The 25,040-nt window shown below is 44.7% G+C and carries 23 protein-coding genes; 13 read left to right on the top strand and 10 right to left on the bottom strand.

Going from position 1 to position 25,040, the window contains the following annotated elements:
* Positions 1-77: 77 nt before the first annotated feature.
* Positions 78-929 (top strand): GNAT family N-acetyltransferase, encoded by an 852-nt coding sequence (locus MHN31_RS08725; protein WP_239444078.1) that lies wholly within the window; start codon positions 78-80, stop codon positions 927-929.
* Between the two features lie 395 nt (positions 930-1,324).
* Here the strand turns inward: MHN31_RS08725 and MHN31_RS08720 are convergent, their stop codons facing one another.
* From MHN31_RS08720 to MHN31_RS08710, 3 genes are all read right to left on the bottom strand, one after another.
* On the bottom strand, positions 1,325-3,574 hold the full coding sequence (locus MHN31_RS08720) for a hypothetical protein (protein ID WP_239444077.1): 2,250 nt from the start codon (positions 3,572-3,574) through the stop codon (positions 1,325-1,327).
* A 568-nt stretch (positions 3,575-4,142) separates the two neighbouring features.
* Positions 4,143-4,979, bottom strand: a complete 837-nt coding sequence (locus MHN31_RS08715; protein WP_239444076.1) for a S1-like domain-containing RNA-binding protein — start codon at positions 4,977-4,979, stop codon at positions 4,143-4,145.
* Positions 4,980-4,981: 2 nt separating this feature from the next.
* Entirely contained in the window at positions 4,982-6,313 is a 1,332-nt protein-coding gene (locus MHN31_RS08710) for a DEAD/DEAH box helicase (protein WP_239444075.1), read from the bottom strand.
* A gap of 237 nt (positions 6,314-6,550) precedes the next feature.
* Here MHN31_RS08710 and MHN31_RS08705 point away from each other — a divergent pair, with 237 nt between their 5' ends.
* Positions 6,551-7,537 carry a rhodanese-related sulfurtransferase gene (locus MHN31_RS08705; RefSeq protein ID WP_239444074.1) on the top strand — a complete coding sequence of 329 codons (987 nt, stop codon included), beginning with the start codon at positions 6,551-6,553 and terminating at the stop codon, positions 7,535-7,537.
* Between the two features lie 346 nt (positions 7,538-7,883).
* Here MHN31_RS08705 and MHN31_RS08700 read toward each other — a convergent pair whose 3' ends face one another.
* Positions 7,884-8,753, bottom strand: a complete 870-nt coding sequence (locus MHN31_RS08700; protein WP_239444073.1) for a LysR family transcriptional regulator — start codon at positions 8,751-8,753, stop codon at positions 7,884-7,886.
* Positions 8,754-8,841: 88 nt separating this feature from the next.
* Here MHN31_RS08700 and MHN31_RS08695 point away from each other — a divergent pair, with 88 nt between their 5' ends.
* Positions 8,842-9,468 carry a hypothetical protein gene (locus tag MHN31_RS08695; protein WP_239444072.1) on the top strand — a complete coding sequence of 209 codons (627 nt, stop codon included), beginning with the start codon at positions 8,842-8,844 and terminating at the stop codon, positions 9,466-9,468.
* On the opposite strand, the gene MHN31_RS08690 is transcribed toward MHN31_RS08695, so the two are convergent.
* From MHN31_RS08690 to MHN31_RS08675, 4 genes are all read right to left on the bottom strand, one after another.
* Positions 9,455-10,507 (bottom strand): tetratricopeptide repeat protein, encoded by a 1,053-nt coding sequence (locus MHN31_RS08690; protein ID WP_239444071.1) that lies wholly within the window; start codon positions 10,505-10,507, stop codon positions 9,455-9,457. The genes MHN31_RS08695 and MHN31_RS08690 overlap by 14 nt on opposite strands.
* Before the next feature lie 103 nt (positions 10,508-10,610).
* Entirely contained in the window at positions 10,611-11,006 is a 396-nt protein-coding gene (locus tag MHN31_RS08685; RefSeq protein ID WP_125559567.1) for a glutaredoxin family protein, read from the bottom strand.
* Between the two features lie 116 nt (positions 11,007-11,122).
* A complete protein-coding gene (locus MHN31_RS08680) occupies positions 11,123-12,430 on the bottom strand; it encodes an oligosaccharide flippase family protein (RefSeq protein ID WP_125559565.1) in 1,308 nt (435 codons plus the stop codon).
* A 76-nt stretch (positions 12,431-12,506) separates the two neighbouring features.
* Complete coding sequence (locus MHN31_RS08675) at positions 12,507-13,073, bottom strand: TetR/AcrR family transcriptional regulator (protein WP_125559563.1); 567 nt, start codon at positions 13,071-13,073, stop codon at positions 12,507-12,509.
* Between the two features lie 101 nt (positions 13,074-13,174).
* Between MHN31_RS08675 and MHN31_RS08670 the strand changes: the two genes are divergently transcribed.
* The 4 genes from MHN31_RS08670 (at position 13,175) to MHN31_RS08655 (ending at position 15,918) form a co-directional block, all read left to right on the top strand.
* Entirely contained in the window at positions 13,175-13,639 is a 465-nt protein-coding gene (locus MHN31_RS08670) for an HPP family protein (RefSeq protein ID WP_343224685.1), read from the top strand.
* Positions 13,640-13,742: 103 nt separating this feature from the next.
* A complete protein-coding gene (locus MHN31_RS08665) occupies positions 13,743-13,997 on the top strand; it encodes a hypothetical protein (RefSeq protein ID WP_239444070.1) in 255 nt (84 codons plus the stop codon).
* On the top strand, positions 13,997-14,308 hold the full coding sequence (locus MHN31_RS08660) for a hypothetical protein (protein ID WP_239444069.1): 312 nt from the start codon (positions 13,997-13,999) through the stop codon (positions 14,306-14,308). Before MHN31_RS08665 ends, MHN31_RS08660 begins: the two co-directional genes overlap by 1 nt.
* Positions 14,305-15,918 (top strand): PepSY-associated TM helix domain-containing protein, encoded by a 1,614-nt coding sequence (locus MHN31_RS08655; RefSeq protein ID WP_239444068.1) that lies wholly within the window; start codon positions 14,305-14,307, stop codon positions 15,916-15,918. Before MHN31_RS08660 ends, MHN31_RS08655 begins: the two co-directional genes overlap by 4 nt.
* A 71-nt stretch (positions 15,919-15,989) precedes the next feature.
* On the opposite strand, the gene MHN31_RS08650 is transcribed toward MHN31_RS08655, so the two are convergent.
* On the bottom strand, positions 15,990-16,511 hold the full coding sequence (locus tag MHN31_RS08650; RefSeq protein WP_239444067.1) for a TetR/AcrR family transcriptional regulator: 522 nt from the start codon (positions 16,509-16,511) through the stop codon (positions 15,990-15,992).
* 238 nt (positions 16,512-16,749) lie between these two features.
* On the opposite strand from MHN31_RS08650, the gene MHN31_RS08645 reads away from it, so the two are divergent.
* The 5 genes from MHN31_RS08645 to MHN31_RS08625 all read left to right on the top strand — a co-directional run bounded on the left by MHN31_RS08645 (position 16,750) and on the right by MHN31_RS08625 (position 22,523).
* Complete coding sequence (locus tag MHN31_RS08645; protein ID WP_125559553.1) at positions 16,750-16,950, top strand: hypothetical protein; 201 nt, start codon at positions 16,750-16,752, stop codon at positions 16,948-16,950.
* Positions 16,951-17,079: 129 nt separating this feature from the next.
* Positions 17,080-17,562 (top strand): 5-(carboxyamino)imidazole ribonucleotide mutase, encoded by a 483-nt coding sequence (purE, locus tag MHN31_RS08640; RefSeq protein ID WP_125559551.1) that lies wholly within the window; start codon positions 17,080-17,082, stop codon positions 17,560-17,562.
* Positions 17,563-17,564: 2 nt separating this feature from the next.
* Complete coding sequence (locus tag MHN31_RS08635; RefSeq protein ID WP_138538236.1) at positions 17,565-18,713, top strand: 5-(carboxyamino)imidazole ribonucleotide synthase; 1,149 nt, start codon at positions 17,565-17,567, stop codon at positions 18,711-18,713.
* Positions 18,714-18,782: 69 nt separating this feature from the next.
* Complete coding sequence (locus MHN31_RS08630) at positions 18,783-19,724, top strand: putative sulfate exporter family transporter (RefSeq protein ID WP_239444101.1); 942 nt, start codon at positions 18,783-18,785, stop codon at positions 19,722-19,724.
* 324 nt (positions 19,725-20,048) lie between these two features.
* On the top strand, positions 20,049-22,523 hold the full coding sequence (locus MHN31_RS08625; RefSeq protein WP_239444066.1) for a prolyl oligopeptidase family serine peptidase: 2,475 nt from the start codon (positions 20,049-20,051) through the stop codon (positions 22,521-22,523).
* Positions 22,524-22,565: 42 nt separating this feature from the next.
* On the opposite strand, the gene rrtA is transcribed toward MHN31_RS08625, so the two are convergent.
* Positions 22,566-23,138 carry a rhombosortase gene (rrtA, locus tag MHN31_RS08620; RefSeq protein WP_239444065.1) on the bottom strand — a complete coding sequence of 191 codons (573 nt, stop codon included), beginning with the start codon at positions 23,136-23,138 and terminating at the stop codon, positions 22,566-22,568.
* Between the two features lie 82 nt (positions 23,139-23,220).
* Between rrtA and ggt the strand changes: the two genes are divergently transcribed.
* Positions 23,221-24,984, top strand: coding sequence for a gamma-glutamyltransferase (gene ggt / locus MHN31_RS08615; protein ID WP_194867268.1), 1,764 nt, complete (start codon positions 23,221-23,223; stop codon positions 24,982-24,984).
* Positions 24,985-25,040: the final 56 nt, after the last annotated feature.

Raw genomic sequence — 25,040 nt, 5'->3', positions numbered from 1 at the left:
CTTCACTTTCCCACCCAGAAGTTTATAGTGCTGGTACACTGTCATGTCGGCATCGCTGTACACAAGGAGCAAGCGCTATGAATAAAGAGTATACAATTCGTACTATGACCCGTGATGAGGTGAATTTAGCAATCGACTGGGCGGCACAAGAAGGCTGGAACCCGGGGCTTGAAGATGCACATTGTTACTATCAGGCCGATCCTCAGGGGTTTCTCATTGGGCTACTGAATGATGAGCCGGTCGCTGTGATTTCTGCCGTAAAATATGGCAGTTCGTTTGGTTTTATTGGATTTTATATTGTTAAACCTGAATACCGGGGTCAGGGGTTTGGTCTAAAAATCTGGCAGGCGGCCATGACTCGATTGGATGGGTGTAATATAGGTCTGGATGGTGTTGTTGAGCAGCAAGAAAACTACAAAAAGTCGGGCTTTAATTTAGCCTATTCAAATCGTCGCTATCAGGGCATTAGTCACAAATTGGCATCCAGAGGCGCGGCAGACCTCGTAGCGCTTGACTCGCTGCCGTCTGAAGTTCTTAATCAATTTTTAATGCCCTTTTTTCCTGCGCAAAGAACAGAATTTTGGCATGCCTGGCTTGGACAGAATAATGCTTTCTCTGTTGGTGTGATTGTTTCGGGAGAATTACAGGGGGCAGGGGTAATCAGACAGTGCCAGGAGGGCTATAAAATAGCGCCTTTGTTTACCAAAAGTGCGTCGCAAGCAGAGGCTATCATTGGTGCATTGAATGCCAAAGTAGTTGATGATAGTGCTGTATATCTTGATATACCTACGTGTAATTCAGAAGCACTAGCGCTCGTTGAAAAACTCAACATGACGGCAGTATTTGATACGGCGAGAATGTATACCAAAGAGGCACCGTCTATTGGTATAGAGAAAACGTTTGGCGTGACGTCTTTTGAAATTGGCTAATTTGATGAGTCAAAAAACTAAGATGGCGCGAGATAGTGCGCCATAGTGCCAGATCACAGGCTAATGTTGTGTCTTAAAGTCACTTCACATGGGTCGTTATCACGCCCAAATGCAGACTGAATGAATAGCTCGTCGCCTTACTTTAGATTGGTGAGGATTGCTTTAGTTGTGTCATATTGACGTTTAGCAACCTGATCGTTGAAATTAGTTGAGCTGTCTTTGTTAACATCGTAATAGATGTTGTACCCTCCCGTTTCACCACCGTTGGTTGTCCAGGAAAGTTTAACTTCACATGTATTCCTTATTTTGAACGAGACAATGAAAAAAGCACAATGGCTTACGCCTTTGTGCTTTTCTGATTCAGTAGATTTGTCTAATGATGACTAATGCACCTTTTAATGACAGCTGCTTAACTCAGACTGATTTTTGAAAATGTCAGGGAGGTGACATGCCTCTCTCACCATCTGGATTTTATCTAAAGTTACCGTCATTGGTGAACCATTATCTCCATTTGGAAATAGAATCGTTGGGTCTAACCCGCCCCAGTACATTCCGGTTTGCACAACCAGAGGTATGTTGTCGGGTAAAGTCTGGATGTCTTGTTGATCACCAAACTGTACAAAATCGGCTTCTCCCGGGCGTTTAATATATGACGTTACCCGGCCATCCAGCCCTGTATCCCATTTGATTTTCATTTTGATTAAGTAAGTTTCGCCTTCTTTTAAGCCAGATAGACTGCCCATTATGTGCTGCTGGTATTTTCTGACTAAGATACAGTTGTCGTCTTCATCTTTTTCAGCGCAGTAAGTTTTAGGAGCATTGCAATAAGAAGTATCCGTTAAAGCGGGACTATCACAATCAACCTTTGTATTAATGTTCAGACTGATGTCGTTGAAATTATCGTCAGTATATCTCAGCAATACCGCATTATTGGGAGACAAATGCGGGTGTGCGCTGGTCGTATGAAACTGAGATATAAATACATAGCACTTATTGGACTGTTTCGATGTACACTCTTCTTTGGTGAGCATTTTGTCAATCGTAAACTCATAAGCATACCAGCTTGTGGCACCGGCACTTACAGCAGCGCCGTCTTCGTAATTGTCACGGCCAAACGTAATTTCTGATTTTATACACCGAAAAGACTTAAAGTTAGTGTATGGCGTTTGAGCACCCGTGCAGTAGTCGTAAAACTGCTGATATGAATCAAGTTCGTAAGTAACCGGATCGTTCAATTGCTCGCTCAATACCGGGGTTGTGAAACGAATTTTTTTGTCACCGTTTACATCAACAATATTCCAGTCCCCGATGTGGTAAGTCTGGTGGCTGGTAAAAGGCGACAAATCCGTGTTGGTTGCATGCGTGAACTCTCCGTCGAACAGCATATTTCGATGTTTTACTTTGGCACACACATCATTGCTGTACAGTCCAAGTACATCATATTTTCCGCGCACTCTAAAACACCAGTTACCCGGTTGATTTGGGTTAAACTGATACTCGCCATGTTCGGGGTAATTGTCATGGTAAGCTGTTCCGTCCGGGCGTGTGACATAAAGCTTTACATAGGAGAAATCAAGGTGTTCAAAGTCGGGTAATGCAGACCATTTAACAGTCACCGGATCCCCTTCTATAGCCGCAGGAACGGGCGTAACCTGGTGAGTAACCAAGCCATTGACAGAGGTTTGTACATTCACGCATTGTTGCGCGGTAAACAAGCCAAATACGCCACTGGTATTACCTCTAACCTGGAAGCACCATTGACCTGCTGTAGTAGGCGTAATATTTATATCTGAAGCAGACAGATTCTGGAAGCTCCAAGCCGTACCGGGCGCTTTTGTCCCTAGCTTTACATAAGAGAAGTTACGGTCAGAAAAAGCAGGTAAAGGTGCCCAGTTTACCTTTATCGGATTGTTTATGGCCGCACTGGTAGGGACATTCAGAGAGTGCGTTACAAACTGTGATACAGAATCATTCACAGTCATACATTTTTGGGTGTTGTACAGTCCAAATGTGCCTCCCGACACACTGCGTACTTTAAAGCACCAGGTGCCCTTTTGATCGGGTACGAATGTATAGCTACTACCGCCAAAATTTGGATAGCGCCAGCTCCCATTCGGTGAACGGATCCCCAACTTTACATATGAGAAATCGGTTGTTGAAAATGCCGATAATGGCGACCAGGCAATGGTGGTGTTTTTATAGGTATTGCCTGTTTCAGGGACAGACACAGAATGTGTAACTAAACCCGAAATGGAATCGCTCACGTTCATACACTGTTCGGAGCTGAAAAGACCAAATGCGCCATCGTGCAAACCTCTTACCACAAAGCACCATTTACCTGCTTTGCTTGGTTTAAATGAGTAGCTACTCGAGGACAGATTGCGGTAACTGTAACCCGACCCGGGCGCTTTTATACCTAACTTGACATATGAAAAATTCAGGTTTGAGTAGCCTGACAAAGGTGACCAGTTAACGGTACTGTTTTCGTATACGCTGCCAGAGCTAGGTGCTGATATTGAGTGCGTTACTTTTCCGACTACAGGATTTGCAAAAGCCGGGCTGGCGACTAAACCAGTTATGAGAGTCAGCGAGCTGATAGTATTGATCTGCTCTCTCCTCAGAGAAAGTACATTGAGGAAATTCATTTATAATTCCTTTTGTTATTATTCAACACTTGCGTGTATTTTTGTGTCGTGTGCTTTTATGGGCGGTAGGTTCCAAAATCTCATTTTTCCGAAGTAATAGATACTGCCCGCGGCATAGTATTTGTCATTGATACATCATGCTGGTAAAGCCTGACAATTAACGAAGCCTTCATTTTCGGCATTAATTATCCAGACTAGAATGACCAGAGCACTGTGCCTCCGGGTCACGCTTTAGTCAACACCAAGGTGTTAAAAAACATCCTGCTTTATTATTGCTATCTTTTGAGAAAGTTTACCGGGATGCGCTATGGCCTGGTAACCTAGCAGACGGCCATAGTAGGCGAGCGGGACTCTGTTTCTGGATGTGCCAGAATGTAATCTGGCAGCGGTTGAACTGAGTAAAAGCTTGTCATGACGCCTGTGTTTTATACAGCAAGCATGTATACCAGTTACACCCCACAAATTAATATCGATAAAACACTTGGCGTGACCTCATTCATGCAAGGACAAACACCGCGCCAGAAAGGCGCATCACCTTTGCGCCTTTCTCAAGAATCACTCGAGTTGACTATTTTTGATTTTTAATCAAAGAGATGGATGTCGCTTCAATTTGGATTTTTTCCTGCTTGAACAGACCACCGATGGCTTTTTTAAAGTTGGCTTTGCTGGTGGAGAAAGTTTTCTTAATCAGCTCAGGGTCTGATTTGTCACCAAGTGGTAGAAACCCATTGTTATCTTCCAACTTTTTAAGGATCTGTTCGCCCAGATCTGAGATTTTATCCATGCCCGGTTTTTCGAGTAAGATATCAATCTTATCATCTTCCTGAACTTGTTTTACATAACCCGTCATGCGTTGACCGATATACATGCGTTTAAATACGGTATTGAAAAATACCATGCCAAAGTGTTGTTCGTTGACAATGACTTTGTAGCCGAGATCAGTTTTAGCGGCGACAATTAAGTCAACTTGCTCAAATTTCTTGTACTGCGCAGGCGTCTTATTTAAAAATTTCCCAAGGTTACTTGAGGCACACAGGCGTTTACTGGCGTTATCCAGGTAGAGCTTAACCAGATAGCTGTATCCTTCGCGCATTTTTGGTTTTTGCTCGTTGTATGGTGCTAATACATCTTTACTGATCCCAAGATCTAAGAAGGCACCCACTTTATTAATCTGCTTGGCGCGCAGCAGGGCGAACTCGCCCAGTTGCGCAAGCGGCTTTTGCGTGGTGGCGCAAGGGTGGCCCAGGTTGTCACTGAACACAAATACTTCAACGTTGTCACCCGCTTCGAGGTGGTCCGGTAGTTCTTTAAGCGGCAAAAAAACATCGCCTTGTTCTTTGCCATCCAGGTATGCGCCTTCGGCACAGATCTCTTCGATCATTAAAAACTGTGTGGTACCTAGCATGTTTATTCCTCGGTTGGCTTCTTAGGCTTTCTTCTTAGTGGTGCGTGTCCATCGACATCAAACGGTGCCGGGATCGCCTTTTTCGGTTGTTGTGGTTTGTGCTTAAGGACGCGCTTTGCCTTAGCTTTGGTGTCAGCTGGCTTACGCTTGATATTCTGTTTAGGCTTAGTTACATTGGGCTTAAAGCCTTTAAACTTGGCTTCTAACCCTTCGACAAACTGAAACTGGACTGTTTCTTTAAGATAAGCAGCAATGGCTTCGTAACTTTTCCAATCTTTAGGGCCTACAAAGGAAATCGCGTCTCCCTTGAAACCAGCACGTCCGGTACGACCAATTCGGTGAACGTATTCTTCTGCCTGCTTAGGTAAATCAAAGTTGATGACGTGTGATACATTTAGCAGATCCAGGCCTCGCGATGCCACGTCTGTGGTAACCAGCACTTTAAATAAGCCACGGCTAAATGCATCCATAATATCCAGACGCTTGCTCTGTGCCAGGTCGCCTGCGAGCGCAACGGCCTTTATTCCCAGTTCATTGAGCATGTCGCTGAAGCGATTAGTATCTTGTCGAGTCGCAGTAAAAATAATGCACTGTTTTACATCGCTTTGTTGTACAAAATGTTTAAGCAGTGCTTCTTTATGATCCAGGTGATCAGCAAAGTACATTGCCTGGCGAATATCGTCATGCTTTTCGTTACTGCCACTGAGCAGGATACGTTTTGGCGATTTAAGTAAATCTCTTGATGTGATCTCGACCTGAGCATGCTCAAGCGTTGCAGAGAATAACAAAGTCTGACGCAGGCGGTGATCAGCCGCATTGTTAATTGTAGAAAGCTGCTTTTCAAAGCCTAAGTCAAGCATCCGATCGGCTTCATCAAAGATCAACAATTCAAGGCCGTGAAGCTGCAAACTGCGTTGCTCTATATGATCGGTTATACGACCCGGCGTACCAATAACAAAGTGCGGGTCTTTGCGAAGCGCTTTTACCTGGTCGTTAAAGTTCTCACCACCGAGTACTTTTGTACAAGACATGGCGGTACCCGCAATTAACAAACGGCATTGGTTGAATACCTGTGTGGCCAGCTCTCGGGTTGGCGCAACGATAAGCACACGTGGGTCTCGTTTACTGAGCGCCTTTTGTTTCATCACGCGTTGTACAGCAGGAAGTAAAAATGCCAGAGTTTTTCCGGAGCCCGTTTTTGACTGAGCAAAGGTGTCATGCCCGGCAAGGGCTGTAGGGATGGCCTGAGCCTGGATCTCGGTCGGGGTTGTGATCCCCTGGTGTTCTAATTGTTTTTCAAAGCGCAGGTCAAGACCCAGTTCGGAAAATCTCAAGGTACTTTTCTCCAGTAATTATTTTCTAAAACGCAGCATTATAACAAACTAACTTCCACTACCACCATAACTTTACAGTGCTTTGTGTGAGTTCTTTGACCACCGGGGGCAAACGGTTTTGCAATTATCCTTAAAATCCGTAAAATATCGCGCCTGGCGCCGGATTTGCGATTCGGTTAAGTGCTTACACGTCGTGCTTAAGTGTAGGCTGTTATAAAGCTTATTAAAGAGAAAGTTATGAATAACCATTTTGTTGTATGTGCTTTGTACAAGTTTGTGTCTTTGCCAAATTATCAGGCGATCCGTCAGCCCTTGCTGGATGTCATGGAAGCCAATGAAGTGCGTGGCACTTTATTACTGGCAGAAGAGGGGATCAACGGTACCGTTGCCGCAAAGCGCGAAGGCATTGATGCTTTACTAGCGTGGCTGAATGAGCAACCGGGTCTGGATAATATTGTTTTCAAAGAATCATACGACGAAACCTGCCCATTTTATCGCACTAAGGTCAAGCTGAAAAAAGAAATCGTGACAATGGGTGTTCAGGGCATCGATCCTAAAGAAGTGGTTGGAACCTATGTTAAGCCACAGGATTGGAACGCACTGATTTCTGACCCTGACGTGGTTTTGGTTGATACGCGTAATGATTATGAGATTGAAATCGGTACGTTCAAAAATGCCATCGACCCGAATACAAAAACGTTTCGCGAATTCCCAGAGTGGGCCGAGAAGAACCTGGATCCCGCAAAACATAAAAAAGTAGCCATGTTCTGTACAGGTGGCATACGCTGTGAAAAGTCCACTGCCTATATGAAGGAGCAGGGATTTGATGAAGTTTACCACCTCGAAGGCGGTATTCTTAAATATCTGGAAGATGTGCCTAAAGAAGAAACGATGTGGGAGGGCGAGTGCTTTGTATTTGATAACCGCGTTGCCGTTGACCACGATTTGAATAAAGGCTCATATGATCAGTGCCACGCATGTCGTATGCCGATCACTGCAGAAGAAATGCAGCGTCCGGAATATATGGAAGGTGTATCTTGTCATCACTGTCATGATAATGTGACCGAAGAGCAAAGAGCCCGTTTTGCAGAGCGTCAAAGACAAATGGAGCTGGCAAAGCAACGTGGTGAAGGCCATATCGGCCATGAGGCACAGGAAACTTTACGTGCCCGTAAAGAGCAAAAACAAGCGAAGAAAGACGCGCAGCGCGCTAAATCAGCTTAAAATTATTTATTAAGATCATAAAAGCCAGCACATTGCTGGCTTTTTTAGTTTATAAATCAAGTGAATTTGGTTTGTGTATGGCTATGAAAACTGCCAAATCTTGTCAATTATTCAATGAGGTCACTACAGTCAGTGTGGGCTTCGCGACAATAACAAGATTCATAAGCACACGTGCCGCTATCAGCGCGACAGTTTAAAGAGTCGTTGCCTATCTAAAATGTCATTGCAGAATTAAGTGATTAAGATGACTTTAAGTTGCTTTATTTTCATTTCTAAACTTTTTTGGCTTACAGACTATCTACTTAAAGGTGGTATCTGAGCAAGGGGAAACGATTACGCCCATTTTTTAACTGATTAATTTTACCTCTTCAGCCAGTGCTTTTATCCAGGCAGGCGCATGTTGCCGGTAAATCAAACACACCTGTTCAGTATCGTTCTTCAGGTTTGAATCCACTTCAAGCTGAGTGAGTTGCCAGGCCTCAATCATGTAATCAGGCAAAAAAGCAACGGCCAGCCCGCATTTCACAAGTTCGCACAGCGCGGCGTAATCGTTAACAATCCACTTTATATCTCTTTTTAAATTGCTGTGTGGCCAGCCATCACAACTAAATCCACGTAATTCTCCACAGAATGGAGACGTATTTGGCACGGCGAATGGGTAGTTCGCAAGCTCAGCTGAGGTGACTGAATGTTTGCCGGCCAATGGATGGGTTTTACCAACCGCTAACTTCAAGGTCAGCTCTCCAATAGTGACCATTTCGAGATCCTCATTCAAACGGGATTGGATTAGCTGAGTTGTCAGTGCTATATCAACCAGGCCTCTTTTAACTTTTTCGAGCGCAGTGAGTTCGAAGTCGGTTTCATATTCTATTTGGATATCGCAAGCCTTGGCGCCGATACTGCCTACCCAGCGATATTGGAGGATAGCTGGCGCTGAGACACGGCAATTAAAAACAGGGGTTGTCGGAGTCAACATGGCTTTTACGTTATCTTTAAGGTCTAAAATCTTAAGTGCCTCAGGTAACAGGCGTTTACCATTTTCATTAAGGAACAGCTGCTTTCCAACTCGGTCGAAAAGCAATATACCTAGTGAAGACTCCAATTTTTTCAATGACTTGGATAATGCACCAGGTGTAGTGTGCAAGTTGGCTGCCGCACTCTGAAGCGTCTTTGCATTCGCAATCTCGACAAATCGAGTTAATTCTATTATTTCCATTTTGGAATCATCAATGCCTATTTGGTAACGATGTGGAACTAAATATACCTTAAACTTGTCAGGAATTTGATAAAAAGAGGATCTTTCATTGCTTAGATGGCTATTGGTATTATTTACGCCGGTTGTGTTCTCTCATCAGCACAGCAGTTTTGGTGTGCATGGACTTGCGCTGGTATATGCAGAGCACAAAATTATCGCTTCACATTTGCCACTTCCGAGGGGAGTGCATGCTCGGCAACTTATCTTTGAAGTGCACGCTGAAGAGCAACACCAAGAATCTTTGGTGCAGTTAATTAATTCAAACTCTTTAGTGACGTTTGCTCCGAGAGCCTTCGAACTTGACAAGTTACGCAGTGGGGAGTTAGTTCGGGTGAAAGGTCATGTCTATCAGGGACATTTTGAACGAGGTGGTGTTCAAGCGCTAACCGGGCTGACACTCAAAGTAAAAGAGATATTGCTCGATGAGCCTGTGGCGCTGGCTGACAATGGCCAGTACTACATCTTACCACTCACCATGAACGATTGTTTGCTAGTGCATAAAATCGGCCATCTCCCTAGTTTCGATCAGCTTATTCAAGTGAGGTGTCGTGACCATGCAAGTTTACCGCGGTTGCTGGATAGTATGACTGATAAACCGTTAGATAAAACTACTCCCTTAAAATTGCAATTTGTTCGTTCCTTATATCAGGAAACGCAAGACTTTATTGAACCTTAAACTCAGGCTCCTTGTTAGAGCAAAATGAGAGCTCTTGAAACCAGGTTGGTGTGATTTTTGTAGTTCGGGCCGAGCGCTTGCCTGGCGTGACTGCAACCTGTACTTTGGGCGCCAGGTGGCGTTGAATCAGCTGTTGCACTTTGACGCTCTCAAGTTGCTCAAACGCTGAGATCAGGTTTTCTTTCATGTTTTGCGGGAGTGCCACGCCAAGGTTGGCATCATTCGCGCTTATCAGCCATAGTAACAGCGCTTTTTTTGACGCATCTGGGTAAGCGTCTATCAAGGCTGAAATAGGGCTGATCAGGCGCTGGAAATTGAGAGTATGCCCTTGAATTGCAAATACGAGTAGCAGGTTGGTGCCTGCTGTAATATTGCCTGAGCGTTTGTCACTGGACTGATAACCAACCAAGGCTTCCCGAAAGTATGTTTCAGCTAAGTCTATTTTACCTTCATCCAGTGCAAGAGTTCCCAAATTATTATTAACGTTTGCCAGTGCACGTTCGTGATGAAGTCTGAGTGCAATGTTCTTTGCGGATTTGTAAGATTGTCTGGCAAGCGGGTAGTCATTCATATGCCGTGATAAAACGGCAAGATTGATGAGTAATGCCATTCTTTTTTTGTCTGTCACATCAAGTGACAATGCGCAGGTATATAAAGATTTAGCTTCTGCCTGATAACCAAGGCGTCTTAGCGCGATGCCCATTGCACTGAGCATACTGGGAAGATGGTTTTTAAAGTAGGCGTGTTGCTGTAACTTAATCAGGGCAGCTAGCTCTGCTTCTATGTCGCTTAAATTATTTGTGGCAATAGCTGAACGTACCTTAATTAAGTGCCAGCGGATCCGCTGTGAGGGAGTGAGTGTGGTTATTGACTCAACTTGCCTGAGCAGTTGGTAAGAGTGTGAAGGCTCTACAATAATATAGTCTTCGGCCTCTCTTAGGATATCCGCGGTGGAGCGGTGTATGGGTTGCAATTGAGGTGTGGCTGAAACAGGTAAGCCATATAGTAAACCAATGAGTAGTAACAACTTATATTGCAACGCATACTCCTAAAAAAGTGAGTGAACGACGAAACACTTTTTAAGATAGCGCAATAAAGGTAAGGCGTCTACGTATTAGGTATACGCCTTGAAAGGGCCAATCTTAGAGAAAAGCTTGTTCTTGTAATGCTTTTTCCACCACACTCAGGTTTGTACCTGTAATGACTTTATTGCCAATGATGATCTGCGGTATGTCAGCGCGTTTAAGGCTGTCAAACAGAGATTTTATCTTTTGATCATTGGATTCTATGTCTCTGCTCAGGTAATCAATATTGTGCTTTTTAAAGTAATCTTGAACCTGTTTACAGTATTGGCACCAGAGAGTGGTGTATAAAATCACAGGTTTGTCAGTCCCCTCGTAATGGGCAGATGTATCTTGAGTCATTATATTCGGATGATGATATAGTTTTAGATAGCCATATTTGAGCATGACGCCCAAGCTTAAACCCAGTAACAACATCAGAATAAACACCGCACTTCGCTTAGCTCGTTGCGCCATAATTTTCCTTATTATTTTTATTTGTTCCAGTCTGCAAACTAGCAGGTAAGTTAAAATTACAAAAGGGTACAGATTGTGTCAATTATTTTAATAAATAATCGATGACAGCCGTTAAATTAGCGATGACCTGACTGGGCCGACCGAATAGTCGCATTGGAATAGGGTGGTTTTCTGCATAGCATGAACGTACTCCAGGTCAGTAATGAGGCTACACAGAGCGCAATGCAAGTTGCAATTGCCGCCCCAGTAATTCCATGTGTTGGAATAAGTAGCCAATTTAGTACTGCATCCGTAACAAGTGTTAACAGGCCAATGACTACCACGTATTTTCCTTTACCCGTGTATTGTAGCCAGGTTGAAATAAACGCTGTCATCGCCCAAAAGCATGATCCCAAAATTAGATATTTTAATGCGTCATGGGCGGTAAAAAAATCTCTCCCGAATAGCTGCAATAAATGTGCGCCTGATATCAATAGTCCAATAGTTAGTACTAAAATAATGACAAACATAACCTTTTGACCTTGCCATAACACGCGTTCGGCGTTTTCTTCACCTTTTTCCAAGGCTTGACCCAATAGGGGGACGAAAAGCGCGATCACACTCACTTGTGCAACTGGGATCATATGCGAAGTCGTAACAGCACCCGCATAATGTCCAACTTCATGCTCCAGTGCCAATAATTCAAGCATATATAAGTCTAGCTGGGATATGGCAATGGTAACCAACATGGCCAGCATCATTGGGATAGAGGTTGTCAAAAGTTGTGACTGGTTGCGAATTGGCACAGTGTGGGTCAATGTAATGAGGTTTTTTCGATAGAGGATGAATAGCTGCCATGTCGTGATAAGCGCCAAGATGGCAATGCCAGCAACGATTACCTGCCAAAGCCGAACTTGGTTTAACAAAGAGGCTAATACCAAGATTGCCAGTGTTTTCCCGAGGGGCAGCACGATGCGCCATGGCAAGTTGGCGTAGGTCAGTAACTTTGCGCTTTGTAGCACGCGACTCAATATTGCACCTGCCGCTATAAGGGGAATTGCCGCCGAAATCCAAAGTAGCGCATGATGTTCATCTGGCGACCAACTCCCTAAATGAAGATAGCCACTCAAATAGGCGAATAAAAAGAGCAGTACAGAAATACAGGCAGCAATTTTGCAGAAGAAGATGACGAACCCACCCACTTCACTCGATGCTTTTTTGGCCAGTGGGTTAGCTAAGAACTTAGGGGCGACGCGATCACCGCCAAGCAGAACCAAAACACCGCAGATAGTGGCATAGGCATAAGCAACTTTATAATCGCCATATTCGTGTGCGCTTAGCGTGCGGCTCAAGCTTAGATTAAAGGTATAATCAGCCAAAAAACCGATAATAACGGATGCACAAAGTGTCAGGGCACCCTGTTTTAGGTATTTTTCTTGCTGCACTGTTCAGGCCGTCATTGAATACAAAGGGACTTACGCAATTATAGATTAACGAGTTGTCTGGTTAAATTTCACGGCATTACACCGGAAAAGGCGCTTGTGTGTCATATGCCAGAGCGATATCTATGCAGCGCAAAGCGGCTTGTTTATCACCTTGTACAAACGCAGATACCGTGGCACCTTCTTTTAGTAAACACAGCGCGTCGACGAGCCGATCGTTAGGTTGGGGTAGGCTATTAGTGATGAGCTGTCTGACGGCAACTTTATGACTGGCACAGCGGTCCTGAATTTGCCGGTCTAGTGTTACAGACTCACTGGCTGTATTAATAAAAAAGCAACCCCGGAAGCCGCCAAGTTCAGCAACACGATCATTAAACCAGTCATTGAGCGCGTAGAAAAGTTGCTTCACCAGCTCTTCATTATTTTGGGCATCAGTCAGTTTTGCTTCGAGCCACTGCAAATATTTCTGATCGCGAAGTGCTAAAGCTGCAAGGATCAAATCGTCTTTTGAACTGAAGTGATGATAGAGGGTTTTTTTTGCAATCCCGCTATAGGTAATGATCTCGTTGATCCCAACCGAACTTGTGCCTTTTTGGTAAAACAACTCTAATGCGCTGTTGAGTAATAACGCTCGCTTGTCTGACATATCGTGCCTCCTTACGTTTGAGCCTATCTTGACATGGGTAGACAAACTTGTCTACATTGGTGGTGTAGAACGATTTGTCTACTTAAATTAAGGAGGAGAGTGTGCTCAATTGGACTGTATCTTTATCAGCTGGATTAGGTTCTATGTTGGCTATTATGGTGCTCGCATTGCTCGGGCGTAATGACCAGGGGTATTGGCTTCTGATGGCTGCTTTTGGCGCTTCTTGTGTGCTTATTTTTGCTGTGCCTGACAGCCCGCTTGCTAAGGCGCGTAATGTGATTTCCGGGCATAGTCTGACTGCCTTGATCGGGGTTGTATTTGTCTTCTGTTTACCTGTCAATCCGTTTACTTTGGGTTTGGCAACAGGCCTGGCTGTAGCGCTTATGGTCCTAACTAAAACCGTGCATCCGCCAGCTGGTGCAAACCCGTTATTTATTATGCTGAGCGGACAGGGCTGGGCATTTTTGCTATTTCCAGTGTTAACTGGCGCTGTTAGTTTGGTCATACTCGGCCGCAGTTATCATTTGTTGAAAACACGTTGGCCCAAATTAACTTTAAAAAAATAAGCGGTCACAATTGAATTTATCAATAAAGTAAATGGTAGTGATTATCAATACCGTTTGTGTATAATGGACAGGATGGTCTTCACGTTATGACAGGGAGTGAAAAGTGCTTACTTCTATATTGGTCTTTGCGCTCATCGCAGGGGCCTCAGTTATTTATCTTAGCAACAAGAATCAGCGCTGGTTAAAAAAACAGATTAGCAGTCGCTGGCGTATTCTGGCTTACTTTTTATTTTCAGCCGCATTGATTGGTTTTTATAGCGGTATGAGTTTATCTGTAAGCCTGTTTATCTCTTTAATGGTAATTATGCTGTCACTTATGCTTATCCCGTTTTTGGTTTTGATGGTGAGAGATAAATAATGAAAAACTATACACCGATACAGCCTGATTGGTTGAGTAAAACGCTTGCCGGAATCATTGGTGGCGGATTATTAAGTTTCTCCATTGTTGGACTGTTTGCCTGGTTTGGTCCGTCTGGGCTGGCGTCTTCCATTAGCGATACAGAGTTACTGTGGAGAACTCAGTTTAACATGTGGCTGAGTGTACCTATTTGGTTGCTGGCCCTGAGTTTTACTTACATGTTTAGAAGTGGTGCTCGGGCTTGGTTTTGCCTGTTGTCAGTCAGTGCCGCGTGCTTTGCCGTATTAGCGATATTAAGGGGAGTGTCATGAAGGTAAGAGCGGATATTCTGAGAGCCTATCAGAGTTTACACACCTGGACGGGGATCACTTCTAGTTTACTGCTGTTTATCGGCTTCTTTGCTGGCGCTTTGGTGATGTTTGCGCCCGAGATTGACCGCTGGGCGACGCCAACAAAACACCAGATGACTGCAATCGAGCCTGAACGTTACGATGTGCTATTGGATACGGTTTTACAAACACACCCAAAAGCGAGCAACAGTGTGAGTCTGCATTTTGATGAGGCTCTGTCGCCAGTGAGCTGGTATGAGCAGGGGTCGACACGGGGATTGCGGCTGGATGATATTCGCTGGCATGGTACCTTGGATGAGAATAACCAGCTGATCACTGAACTGGTGCCCGTTAATACTTTATCTGCACTACTGGATATGTTGCATCGAACTGCCGGCATCGGGGGGGAGATTGGCCATACTCAGGCAGGCGTCTTCGTAATGGGGGTTGCTGCGGGTTTGTACTTCCTGGCACTGGTGTCGGGCGTCATCTTTCTATTGCCTACTCTGGTAAAACGATTCCTGGCCGTTCGAAACCAGGGAGAGCGAAAGCGATTCTGGCTGGATGGTCATAATTTGCTGGGTATTGCGAGTTTACCTTTTCATGTTGTGATTGCGTTTACGGTGTGCGTGTTTGCATTTCATGATGTGCTGTACGGTGGACTTGCTCAATTGTATGGCGATAAGCCTCTTTTTCCTCGCAATGCCCCCTCACAAATTGAGCGTAACATCGCTGACCTACCTAAGGTGAGCGAGTTGATTGCAGCAGCAGAATCTCATGCTCCTGGTTATCGGGTCGTACAGATAAAACTTAACAATCTTAATAAGCCAACCGCTTTTGCGACGATTGATGTGGTTAATGAAGCAGAAATAGCCAGAGGGGCATTACACGACTTTATCTTTATTAATCCTTATACACTTAACGTGGTGTCTTCCAGCGTTGCGAACTCACAGCAAACTATCTGGGCAAGGCTTGTATCAAGTTTCTTTGGTTTGCATTTTGGTAGCTATGGTGGTGACCTCGTACGTTGGGCGTATTTTTTCATGGGATTGGCAGGCGCCTGTTTATTCTACTCAGGCAATATTCTCTGGTTAGAGAAAAGACGTCAAAAGGGCACGGTACAGCGACGCTCTTATCGTGTTATGGGAGCACTTACCCTAGGCGTGAGCCTGGGAGCTATAATTGGTATTGCGGCCGTATTTGCTAGCAACAAGTGGCTGACACTGGCTCCGGTGAATATTAATCAGGCCTATATGTTTGTTTATTATGCATGTTTTGCATGTGTGCTGGTAAGTGCCTTTGTTTATGGTCCTGCCAAAACGGCGATTAACGGTCTGAAAGGTTTGGCTCTTCTGTGTGTTTTGATACCCATAACTTCAGTACTCGCTGAAATTGTACCTGCGTTGAATCTTTGGACGCCAAATGATCTGGGCACTTTGATGGTAGAGTGCATTGCATTTTTGTTTGGGAGTGTATTTTGGTATATGTCTGAATATGTTGAACGCAGAGCCGCAAATAATGAGCCCGGTAGTATCTGGTATCTGCCAAAAAGTAGTGCTAATGCGCCTAAACTGACAGTGAAACACAGTTAACTGATAAAGGCAGGGCATGGTTTGCTCTGCCTTTAATATATCCTATATTAAGAACACATCATACATAAAATTCAATAAAGCAAAGTCAGCTTATTAGTAAGAATCCTTAGCATACTATCTTCACAAGAAGCAGGGTCAGACAAACCCTGGATCAGTGTCATAAAGTAACAGTCCATCATGACTGTCGCTTTTATTTCATCGTACTCTTGCTCCGCAAAAAGGAGCGCCTTAAAGGCCGATATCTGATCGGCAAAGTAGGCTTGATGCCAAAGCAAATCAGTAAGTAGTGCCTGACTGAATTCACGATGCTGCAAATAAAAAGCGAACAGGTGGCTGGCATAGTGGCGTAACTTCAGCCTGGCAGAGTGATGTTGATCCGTGTTGATGGCATTTTCGATAACTACATCGATACGCTGATGCATTGCTGTTTTCAGAATATCCACTTTACTCGGGAAGTGGCTAAAAACAGTTCCCACGGCAATACCCGCAGCTTTGGCTATTTGACGGGTGGAGGTCTCCTGATAGCCATGTGCAATAAACAGTTGCCAGCTTTCATCCAGGATTTGCTGTTTTGTTTTTTCACTTTTCTTCATTGCAGTTCGACACCATTTTTTTCGTCATTATACCATGAAAATTGGCCACCCATACATAAACTACCAGATATTAATCAGCACCTTAGACGTTACTTCAGAAGTTTTGAACTGATTCATTTTGGCACGACAGAGCTGTTTCATATTGTGAGACAGCAGCACAGTCAGACCGTTACATATTGACAATTGAGCGCGCTCAATTAAAAATGTGAGCGCGCTCAATAATTGTGAAGGAGGTTTTATGTTGCAGCGGATTATTGGTTATGTTTTGTTTATCCCGTTTATCGTGTTTTACAGCTATGTACTTGGCCCAGTGCTCAAAGCTGTGCTGGTGCCTGGTGGATTAGCTTTATTATTTTTAATTTTAGGTCCTGACGGATTTATCTACCATTGGCGCGAAGCGCGAGCTGGACAACCTAAAATTGAAGTGCGAGAGGGTTAGCCTGGCAAATCTATTTAGTATGGAAATGTCGATTCGCTTTGCTGCGCCACTTGGGTATAATACGCCTGAAGTTGGCGCATACCCCAAAAAACTGCGTCTAAATCGTTCAATTTAAACTGAGGAATAATTATGACGGTTGGCATCATTATGGGCTCCAAGTCCGATTGGCCTACAATGCAACATGCAGCAGATATGCTGGATAAGTTCGGTATTGAATACGAAACAAAAGTTGTTTCTGCGCACCGTACACCACAGTTGTTAGCTGACTATGCTTCCTCAGCGGCAGATCGAGGCATTAAAGTTATTATTGCTGGCGCCGGTGGAGCTGCACATTTGCCTGGAATGGCTGCCGCATTTACCAGCCTGCCAGTACTAGGTGTGCCTGTGAAATCTAAAACGCTTAATGGTGTTGATTCATTGCTGTCTATCTGCCAAATGCCTAAAGGCGTAGCTGTTGGCACGCTTGCTATAGGTGATGCTGGCGCGGCAAATGCTGGCTTGCTCGCTGCGCAGATATTGGGTTGTCAACAACCGGAGATTTTCGACAAGGTAGAAGCGTTCCGTAAGGCACAAACTGAAACCATTCTGGCTAACCCTAACCCAGCAGAGTAGTAATGAAAGTATTAGTTTTAGGTGCAGGCCAGTTAGCTCGTATGATGAGCTTGTCTGCCACTCACTTAGATATTCAGGTTTCTGCATACGATGTTTCCAGTCAGCAAATCATTAACCCGGTAACGTTTGAAGCGCACAGTGCAACACTTGACCAAGCGATAGCGGACGTCGATGCTATTACCGCAGAGTTTGAACATATTCCGGCGGACGTTTTAGCGGTATGTCAGCAAACGGGTAAGTTTTATCCAGGAGCTGAAGCCATTTTGACCGGTGGTGATCGGGCTAAAGAAAAAGCCTTGCTAGAAAAAGCGCAGGTGGCCTGTGCTCCATATGCATTGATCACCGAAAAAGCACATTTTCTGACAGCAGTTGAAAAACTGGGTAAGCCGCTTGTCGTTAAAACATGCCAGGCCGGCTATGACGGCAAGGGTCAATGGCGCGTGAAGCATGACGATGAAATTGAGGCTATCTGGCAGGAAATGTCTGAGTTTTTGGCTGCCGGTACCGAAGCGGTTCCTCATGCCATTATTGCAGAGCAAATGATCCCATTCGACCGTGAAGTGTCAATTATTGGTGTGCGAGATCGTAATGGCCAATGTCGTATCTATCCGTTGACAGAAAATCAGCACACTAATGGCGTGCTAACATTATCTATCGCAGGAAAAGAGAAGTCTGCAATTCAAGCTCAGGCTGAATCGGCATTCTCAGCGGTAGCCAGCGAACTTGATTATGTTGGCGTGCTGGCAATTGAGTTTTTTGATGTTGATGGCACGTTATTGGTTAATGAAATTGCACCACGTGTACACAATTCAGGTCACTGGACACAACAAGGGTGTCACGTTAGCCAATTTGAAAACCATATTCGCGCTATCGCTGGATTGCCCATTGGTGATACCAGTCTTATCAGGCCTACTGCCATGATCAATGTATTGGGACAGGAAAACATTCCAACTAACGTATTGCAGACGCTCGGTGTGACCAGCCATTGGTATGGTAAAACGGCCAAACCCGGAAGAAAAATGGGGCATATTAACGTGTCAGCGAACAGCTTACACGAGTTGGGTGAGCGGCTTGCTGATCTGGCTGAGATACTCCCTGAAGCGGCTTATCCTGGTATAGCCGAGACTAGCCATGCTCTAATTCTCAACTAGGGCATAATCGCGTCGGGGTTTATGATTACCCGACGCAGTTTCATCTGGTGACTGCGTGCGAGCGTACATATTTTGTTAGAACGACCAGGCTTCCATAAAGCTTTATTTTTATTAGCATTCTTATTCGCGTTATCACCTTTTGCCAGCGCGTCTTCAGCACTGTTCATCGGTCTTGGATTTGCACTTGTATTAGGTAACCCCTTACCGGATTTTTCCAACAACGCATCAAAATGGTTATTAAAACTGGCCGTTATTGGATTGGGTTTTAACGTCAATATCGAAGAAGTACTGGCCGTTGGGCGCAGCTCCCTGGTGTTAACCATCGTCAGTATCACGGCAACGATAGGCCTGGGTGAAATTCTCACCCAAGTGTTTCGCCTTAATCGCAACACGGGGACTTTGATCTCATTTGGCACAGCAATTTGTGGTGGCAGTGCGATTGCGGCAATGGCGCCGGTGATCAAGGCCAGACAGGACGAAATCGCTATTTCACTCAGTGTAATTTTCGCTTTGAATGCGCTTGGCTTGCTTGTTTTTCCTTGGCTCGGACATTATTTTTCGCTCTCGGAGAGTCAGTTTGCTTTATGGAGTGCGCTGGCGATTCATGACACCAGCAGTGTTGTTGCTGCGGCCTCGGTGTATGGGCCTGTTGCTCTGACGATGGCAACTACGATTAAACTTACCCGGGCGATGTGGATTGTGCCGTATGCTGCTATGGCAGGTGTGTTCTGGCGCTCTTCTGAAAAAGCCAGTATTCCTTTGTTCATCATCGGCTTTGTTGCTGCGGCTATGATTAACACCTGGCTGCCAGATTACCAGCCTGTGTGGTCTGTACTTTATAGTGGTGCCAAGTCAGTATTGGTTGCGAGCTTATTTCTGATAGGCAGCGGTGTTTCGATGGCAATGTTACGCCAAAGTGGCTGGCGTCCTTTTGTTATGGCATCTGTACTTTGGTTTATCGTCAGTGGCGTTATGTTGTTATTGATTTTGGATGGTCTGGTTACACTGTAAAAGGCAACTGGTCTCTTCATTGAATCAATACATGGTTCGATTCGCACAGCAGAACAAGGTATTACAAAAAAAATAAAAAAAATGAATTTTTTTGGAACTTATTCTATCACTCGCAGGTCTACTTTTATGAGGCGTGGATAGGCCTCATTTCATACTCGTTGTCCATCAACGACTATGTGAGCGCAGAGAGTATTTGGCCAGTAGCTTTACTGGCCTTTTTTTTGCAATAAACGCTCTGTCTGGTTGTTTATCTAAAATTGTTCGAATTATCCGGTTTCATTTGCTTAAATTAGGCTTCAATTGCAAATTTAGATAATTCATAAAATGAAACAATCTCTTACTTCTCTCGCCGTGGCATCCGCTTTATTTTTGGCTGGTTGTCAGGTCACACAAAACAGTAATAACAATCAAGCTTCCCAAAATACGCCTCCAGCAGCTGTAGCTACGACTGCCGAAACAACAGGCTCTGATGTAATTACCCTTGAACAGGCAATGGCAGACCCAGATTGGCTCGGCAGAAAGCCTGAAGACGGTTTTTGGAGTGCAGATAGCCAATCTGTTTTGTTTAAACAAAAACAATCAGGGAGCAAACTAAGAGACACGTTTAAGTATGATGGACAGGGAATTGAACAGGTTGCCTTATCTGACAAACATCAGGTAGGTTCGGAAAATGCTGTTTATTCTCATGACGGTGAGCTTCAGGCGTATGTATTTGCAGGAAATGTGTTCGTTAAAGATATCAGCAGCAACCAGGTAACACAGTTAACCAGAACAAGCCAAAAAGCCGAGCGACTTCAGTTTTTGACCTCAGGGCAACTAGCGTATCTTGCGGACAATACGTTTTATGCGATTGATCTTACCACTGGCCTGACAACAGAGCTGGCTAAATTGATAGTCGAGGATGCGCCGCCGGGCGTCACTGAGCCAGCCAGTTATATCGCACAAGAGCAGCATCAATTGATCGGCTACGTGGCACTACAGCATAAGAATGCCAAAGACGCACAGAGCCGCAAAAAAGCGTTAGTAGATCAAAATAGCACCTTAGATAACAATCTCTTTTACCTGGGCAAAGACCAGCGCATCGTAGAAAGCAGCTTGTCTCCGGCAGGTGACAAACTCATTGTAGCCATTACCAAAGACATCCCCGAACGAAGTGCTCAGGATATCATGCCAAACTATGTGACACAGGATGGTAATATCGACCCGGTTAAGGCTCGTAGTCGTGTCGCAGACAACAAACCGGTCGAACACACACTGGTATATATTGACCTAAACACTAAACAGCAACAATCACTGGGGTACGAGACATTACCTGGTTTTGATGAAGATGTGTTAGCACAGGTCAGGAGAGAAAACGCTGAGGCACAAGGTAAAACCTATAGCAGTAAAAAAGCCCCACGTCATATCTCATTGATGCTCGATTGGGGTTGGGATCAATCAGCCATTCAATGGAATACGCAGGGAAATGAAGTTGCATTGATGCTAGAGTCCTGGGACAACAAAGACCGTTGGATTGCTACGGTTGACTTTAGCAACAATAAACTTGTCTCTCAGCATCGCTTGTATGATGAAGCCTGGGTGAACTATACACACAATGATTTTGGCTGGCTCAATAACAAAAACACGCTGTACTATCTGTCTGAAGAGTCAGGTTACAGCCATTTGTACACCAAGCCTCTAAATGGAAAAGCGACCCAATTAACATCAGGAAAGTTCGAAGTTTCAGAGTTGACGCTAACTAAAAACAACGCTGCTATCTATTTTAAAGCGAATAAAAAGCACCCAGGTATTTACGAAATATACCGTGTAAATTTGCAATCTGGTGAGTTGGAAACATTAACCAATCTCGATGGTATGACAGATTATGTATTGAGTCCGGATGAGAGCAAACTCTTGTTGACGCATTCAAAAATTGTCATGCCTCCAGAGTTGTTTATTGCAGATGCTCAACCTGGAAGTGAAATAAAGCAAATTACTAATACAGTCTCTGAGGCGTTTTTAAGTAAAAAACTCATTGCACCTAAAGTCGTTGCGGTACCATCTAGCCATACCGACCAACCTATTTATGCGAAAGTTTACTATCCTGCTGATTATCAGGAAGGAGAACAAGGCAATACCCGTAAAGCAGTGATTTTCAACCATGGCGCTGGGTATTTGCAAAACTCTCACCTCGGCTGGTCAGTGTACTTCCGCGAGTTTATGTTTCACTCTTTACTTGCAAGCGAAGGGTATGTGGTAATGGACATGGACTACCGGGCATCAAAGGGGTACGGACGAGACTGGCGTACGGCTATCTATCGTCATATGGGTAAGCCAGAAATCGAAGATTTGGCTGATGGCGTAAACTGGATGGTTGAGAACGTCAATGTTGATAAGGGCGCAGTCGGCACCTATGGCGGATCGTATGGTGGATTTATGACCTTTATGGCTTTGTTCACTCAGCCTGAATTATTCCAGGCTGGGGCAGCGCTTAGACCGGTCACAGATTGGGCTTACTATAATGACCCTTACACGTCTAATATTCTGAATCGTCCGGTGGATGATCCTATTGCTTATCGCCGTAGCTCACCAATTTACTTTGCTGAAGGCCTCAACAAGCCTATGTTGATCAATGCTCCCATGATTGATGACAATGTGTTTTTCCAGGATGTCGTTCGGTTGGTACAAAGATTGATTGAACTGGAGAAAGAAAACTATGAAACGGCAATTTATCCGGTAGAACCGCATGGCTTTGTGCAGCCTTCGAGCTGGCTGGACGAATATCGTCGTATCTATAAGTTGTTTAAAGAAAACTTATAATTAATGCGTGGCGCAGTTTATTCGAGCTGCGCCACAATCATGTTATTTTTTTTGCCATAGCAAAGGCAAAGCCAGCGCCATACCACCAACAGCACCAATCAGGTGTGACTCAATGGCAACGCGTGACGAAATGAGCTCTCCTACTTCAGCGCTGGGCCCGGCGTACTGCTCCCAGGCAAGCTTACCTAGAATACCTAAAAATAACAGAATACCAGTTCTTTCACCGATTTTGATGTCTTTTATCGCTCCCCAGACGATCACACCATGAAGCAGTCCGCTTAGCCCAGTATAAATACGAATATCCGGACAAAATAGCCAAATACCAATTCCAGTCCAAAGACCGAGTAACAGTAGATGTATCATATAAGTTTTGGGCGTGCGGTATTCTGCATGTAATACCCAGATAAACACGATACCAATGACATTCAGCAGCCAGTGCATCCAATTGGTGTGAACATACTGACTGGTCCAGATCCGCCACAACTCACCTTGGCCGATCAGCTCACGGTTAAACAGTAATAACTCCTGAACGGGTGGCAACATAAGTAATGTACAAAAGGCAATCAAAATCGCTGGCGGTAAGACGTAACGGGGCGCTAATGGCAGATCAAACATAATATTTCTTAGAATTTTTTTGCATATTGTGCCTGTTTACTTTTATGATGCCAATCATCTATCAGAAGAATTTCCAGACTCTATGAAACATCGCCTATCACTAGCCGCTCTGGCGCTTGGCGCCGTATTGCCATTCACTTGTTCAGCATTAGACAATAACACCAGAGAAGTCAGAGAACCCGAGGCTGCGACTGGACTGCAGCTTAAAAAAGAAAAAATCGCCAAAAAGTATATGGTTGTTGCAGCCAATGCGCATGCCAGTAAAGCAGGGCAGTTAATGTTGCAACAAGGTGGTAGTGCTATTGATGCCGCCATTGCAGCTCAGCTGGTATTGACGTTGGTAGAACCTCAATCTTCGGGTATCGGCGGTGGTGCATTTATTCTTCACTATGATAAAGAAAATGAATACCTGACAACTTTTGATGGTCGAGAAACGGCACCGAAAGGGGCAAACCCATCGCTATTCTTAGACAAAGAAGGCAAACCTGTGCGATGGATTGAAGCCGTTGTGGGTGGCCGCTCTGTTGGTACCCCAGGTATTTTGCATGCTTTAAAACAAGCACATGACAAGTATGGCAAACTTAAGTGGCGTCACTTGTTCAAGCCGGCAATCGCGTTGGCTGAAAATGGCTTTAAGGTATCACCTCGGTTGCACATGCTATTAAAGAAGGAACTAAACCCGGGGCTAACTAAATTGTCTCCCGCCAAAGAGTATTTTTATCCTGACGGTAAACCACTTGAAGCAGGCACTGTGTTACGTAACCCCCAGTTGGCAAAGTTGTACCGGGAGGTGGCTGAATTTGGCCTCAAAGGCTTCTACGAAGGTAAAAATGCCGATGACATAGTACGTGCTGTGCAAAAAGCAGAAATTGCCCCGGGCACCTTGTCGTTGACGGATCTAAAAAACTATCACAGCAAGGAGCGAGCCCCGATTTGTACTAGCTACCACAGCTACCGGGTGTGTTCGATGGCACCGCCCAGCAGCGGTGGCATTGCTGTTTTACAGATCCTAAAGCTATTGGAGGGTAAGAAGCTAAGTCAGTATAAACCGAACGACCCGGAGGCCATTCATCTGTTTACACAAGCCTCTCGATTGGCGTTTGTCGACCGAAACTACTATATCGCAGACCCTGACTTTGTTGAGGTGCCAACACAAGGCTTGTTAAACCCAGCTTATCTTAAGCAACGCGCCTCGTTAATTGGTGACAAAGACAATAACGATTTCCCAATTGGCGATCCTAGTATGGGCTCGTTGGCTTATGCTCAGGATGACAGTTACGAACTGCCATCAACCACACATTTGTCCATCGTTGACGCTCAAGGGAATGCCGTTTCCATGACCTCATCGATTGAGATGGCTTTTGGTTCAACTGTTATGGTGAATGGTTATCTGCTGAATAATCAACTAACAGATTTTTCTTTATCACCGAAAGTAGGAGAATTATGGGTTGCTAATCGGGTAGAAGCGAATAAACGGCCACGCAGTTCGATGTCGCCTGTCATGGTGTTTAATAAAGATGGCTCGCTCAAACTGGTTGTTGGTTCTCCAGGTGGCAGTCGAATTATAAATTACGTCGCTCAAACGGTGATTGGCGTACTCGATTGGGGATTGTCTGCGCAACAGGCGATTGACTTACCCCGGGTAACCAATCGCAACCGATACACAACACTTGAGAAAGGCACTAACGTAACAAAGTTGAAGCCAATTTTAGAGGAAAAAGGACACGTTGTGCGCGTCAGAGACCTTAATTCTGGTATTCACGCCATAGAAGTCACTGATGATCAATTAATCGGGGGAGCTGATCCTCGCAGAGAAGGGGCGGCTATGGGAGAATCCAGCGAGTAACCTTGGCGATTATTTGGGATTTATCGTATAATGTACGGCTCTGTTTACGCATTGAC

Origin of the sequence: Pseudoalteromonas sp. McH1-42, from assembly GCF_022347845.1 — a bacterium.
In the GTDB taxonomy this organism is placed as follows: Bacteria; Pseudomonadota; Gammaproteobacteria; order Enterobacterales; family Alteromonadaceae; genus Pseudoalteromonas; species Pseudoalteromonas rubra_D.
This window is presented reverse-complemented; position numbering and strand designations above follow the sequence as displayed.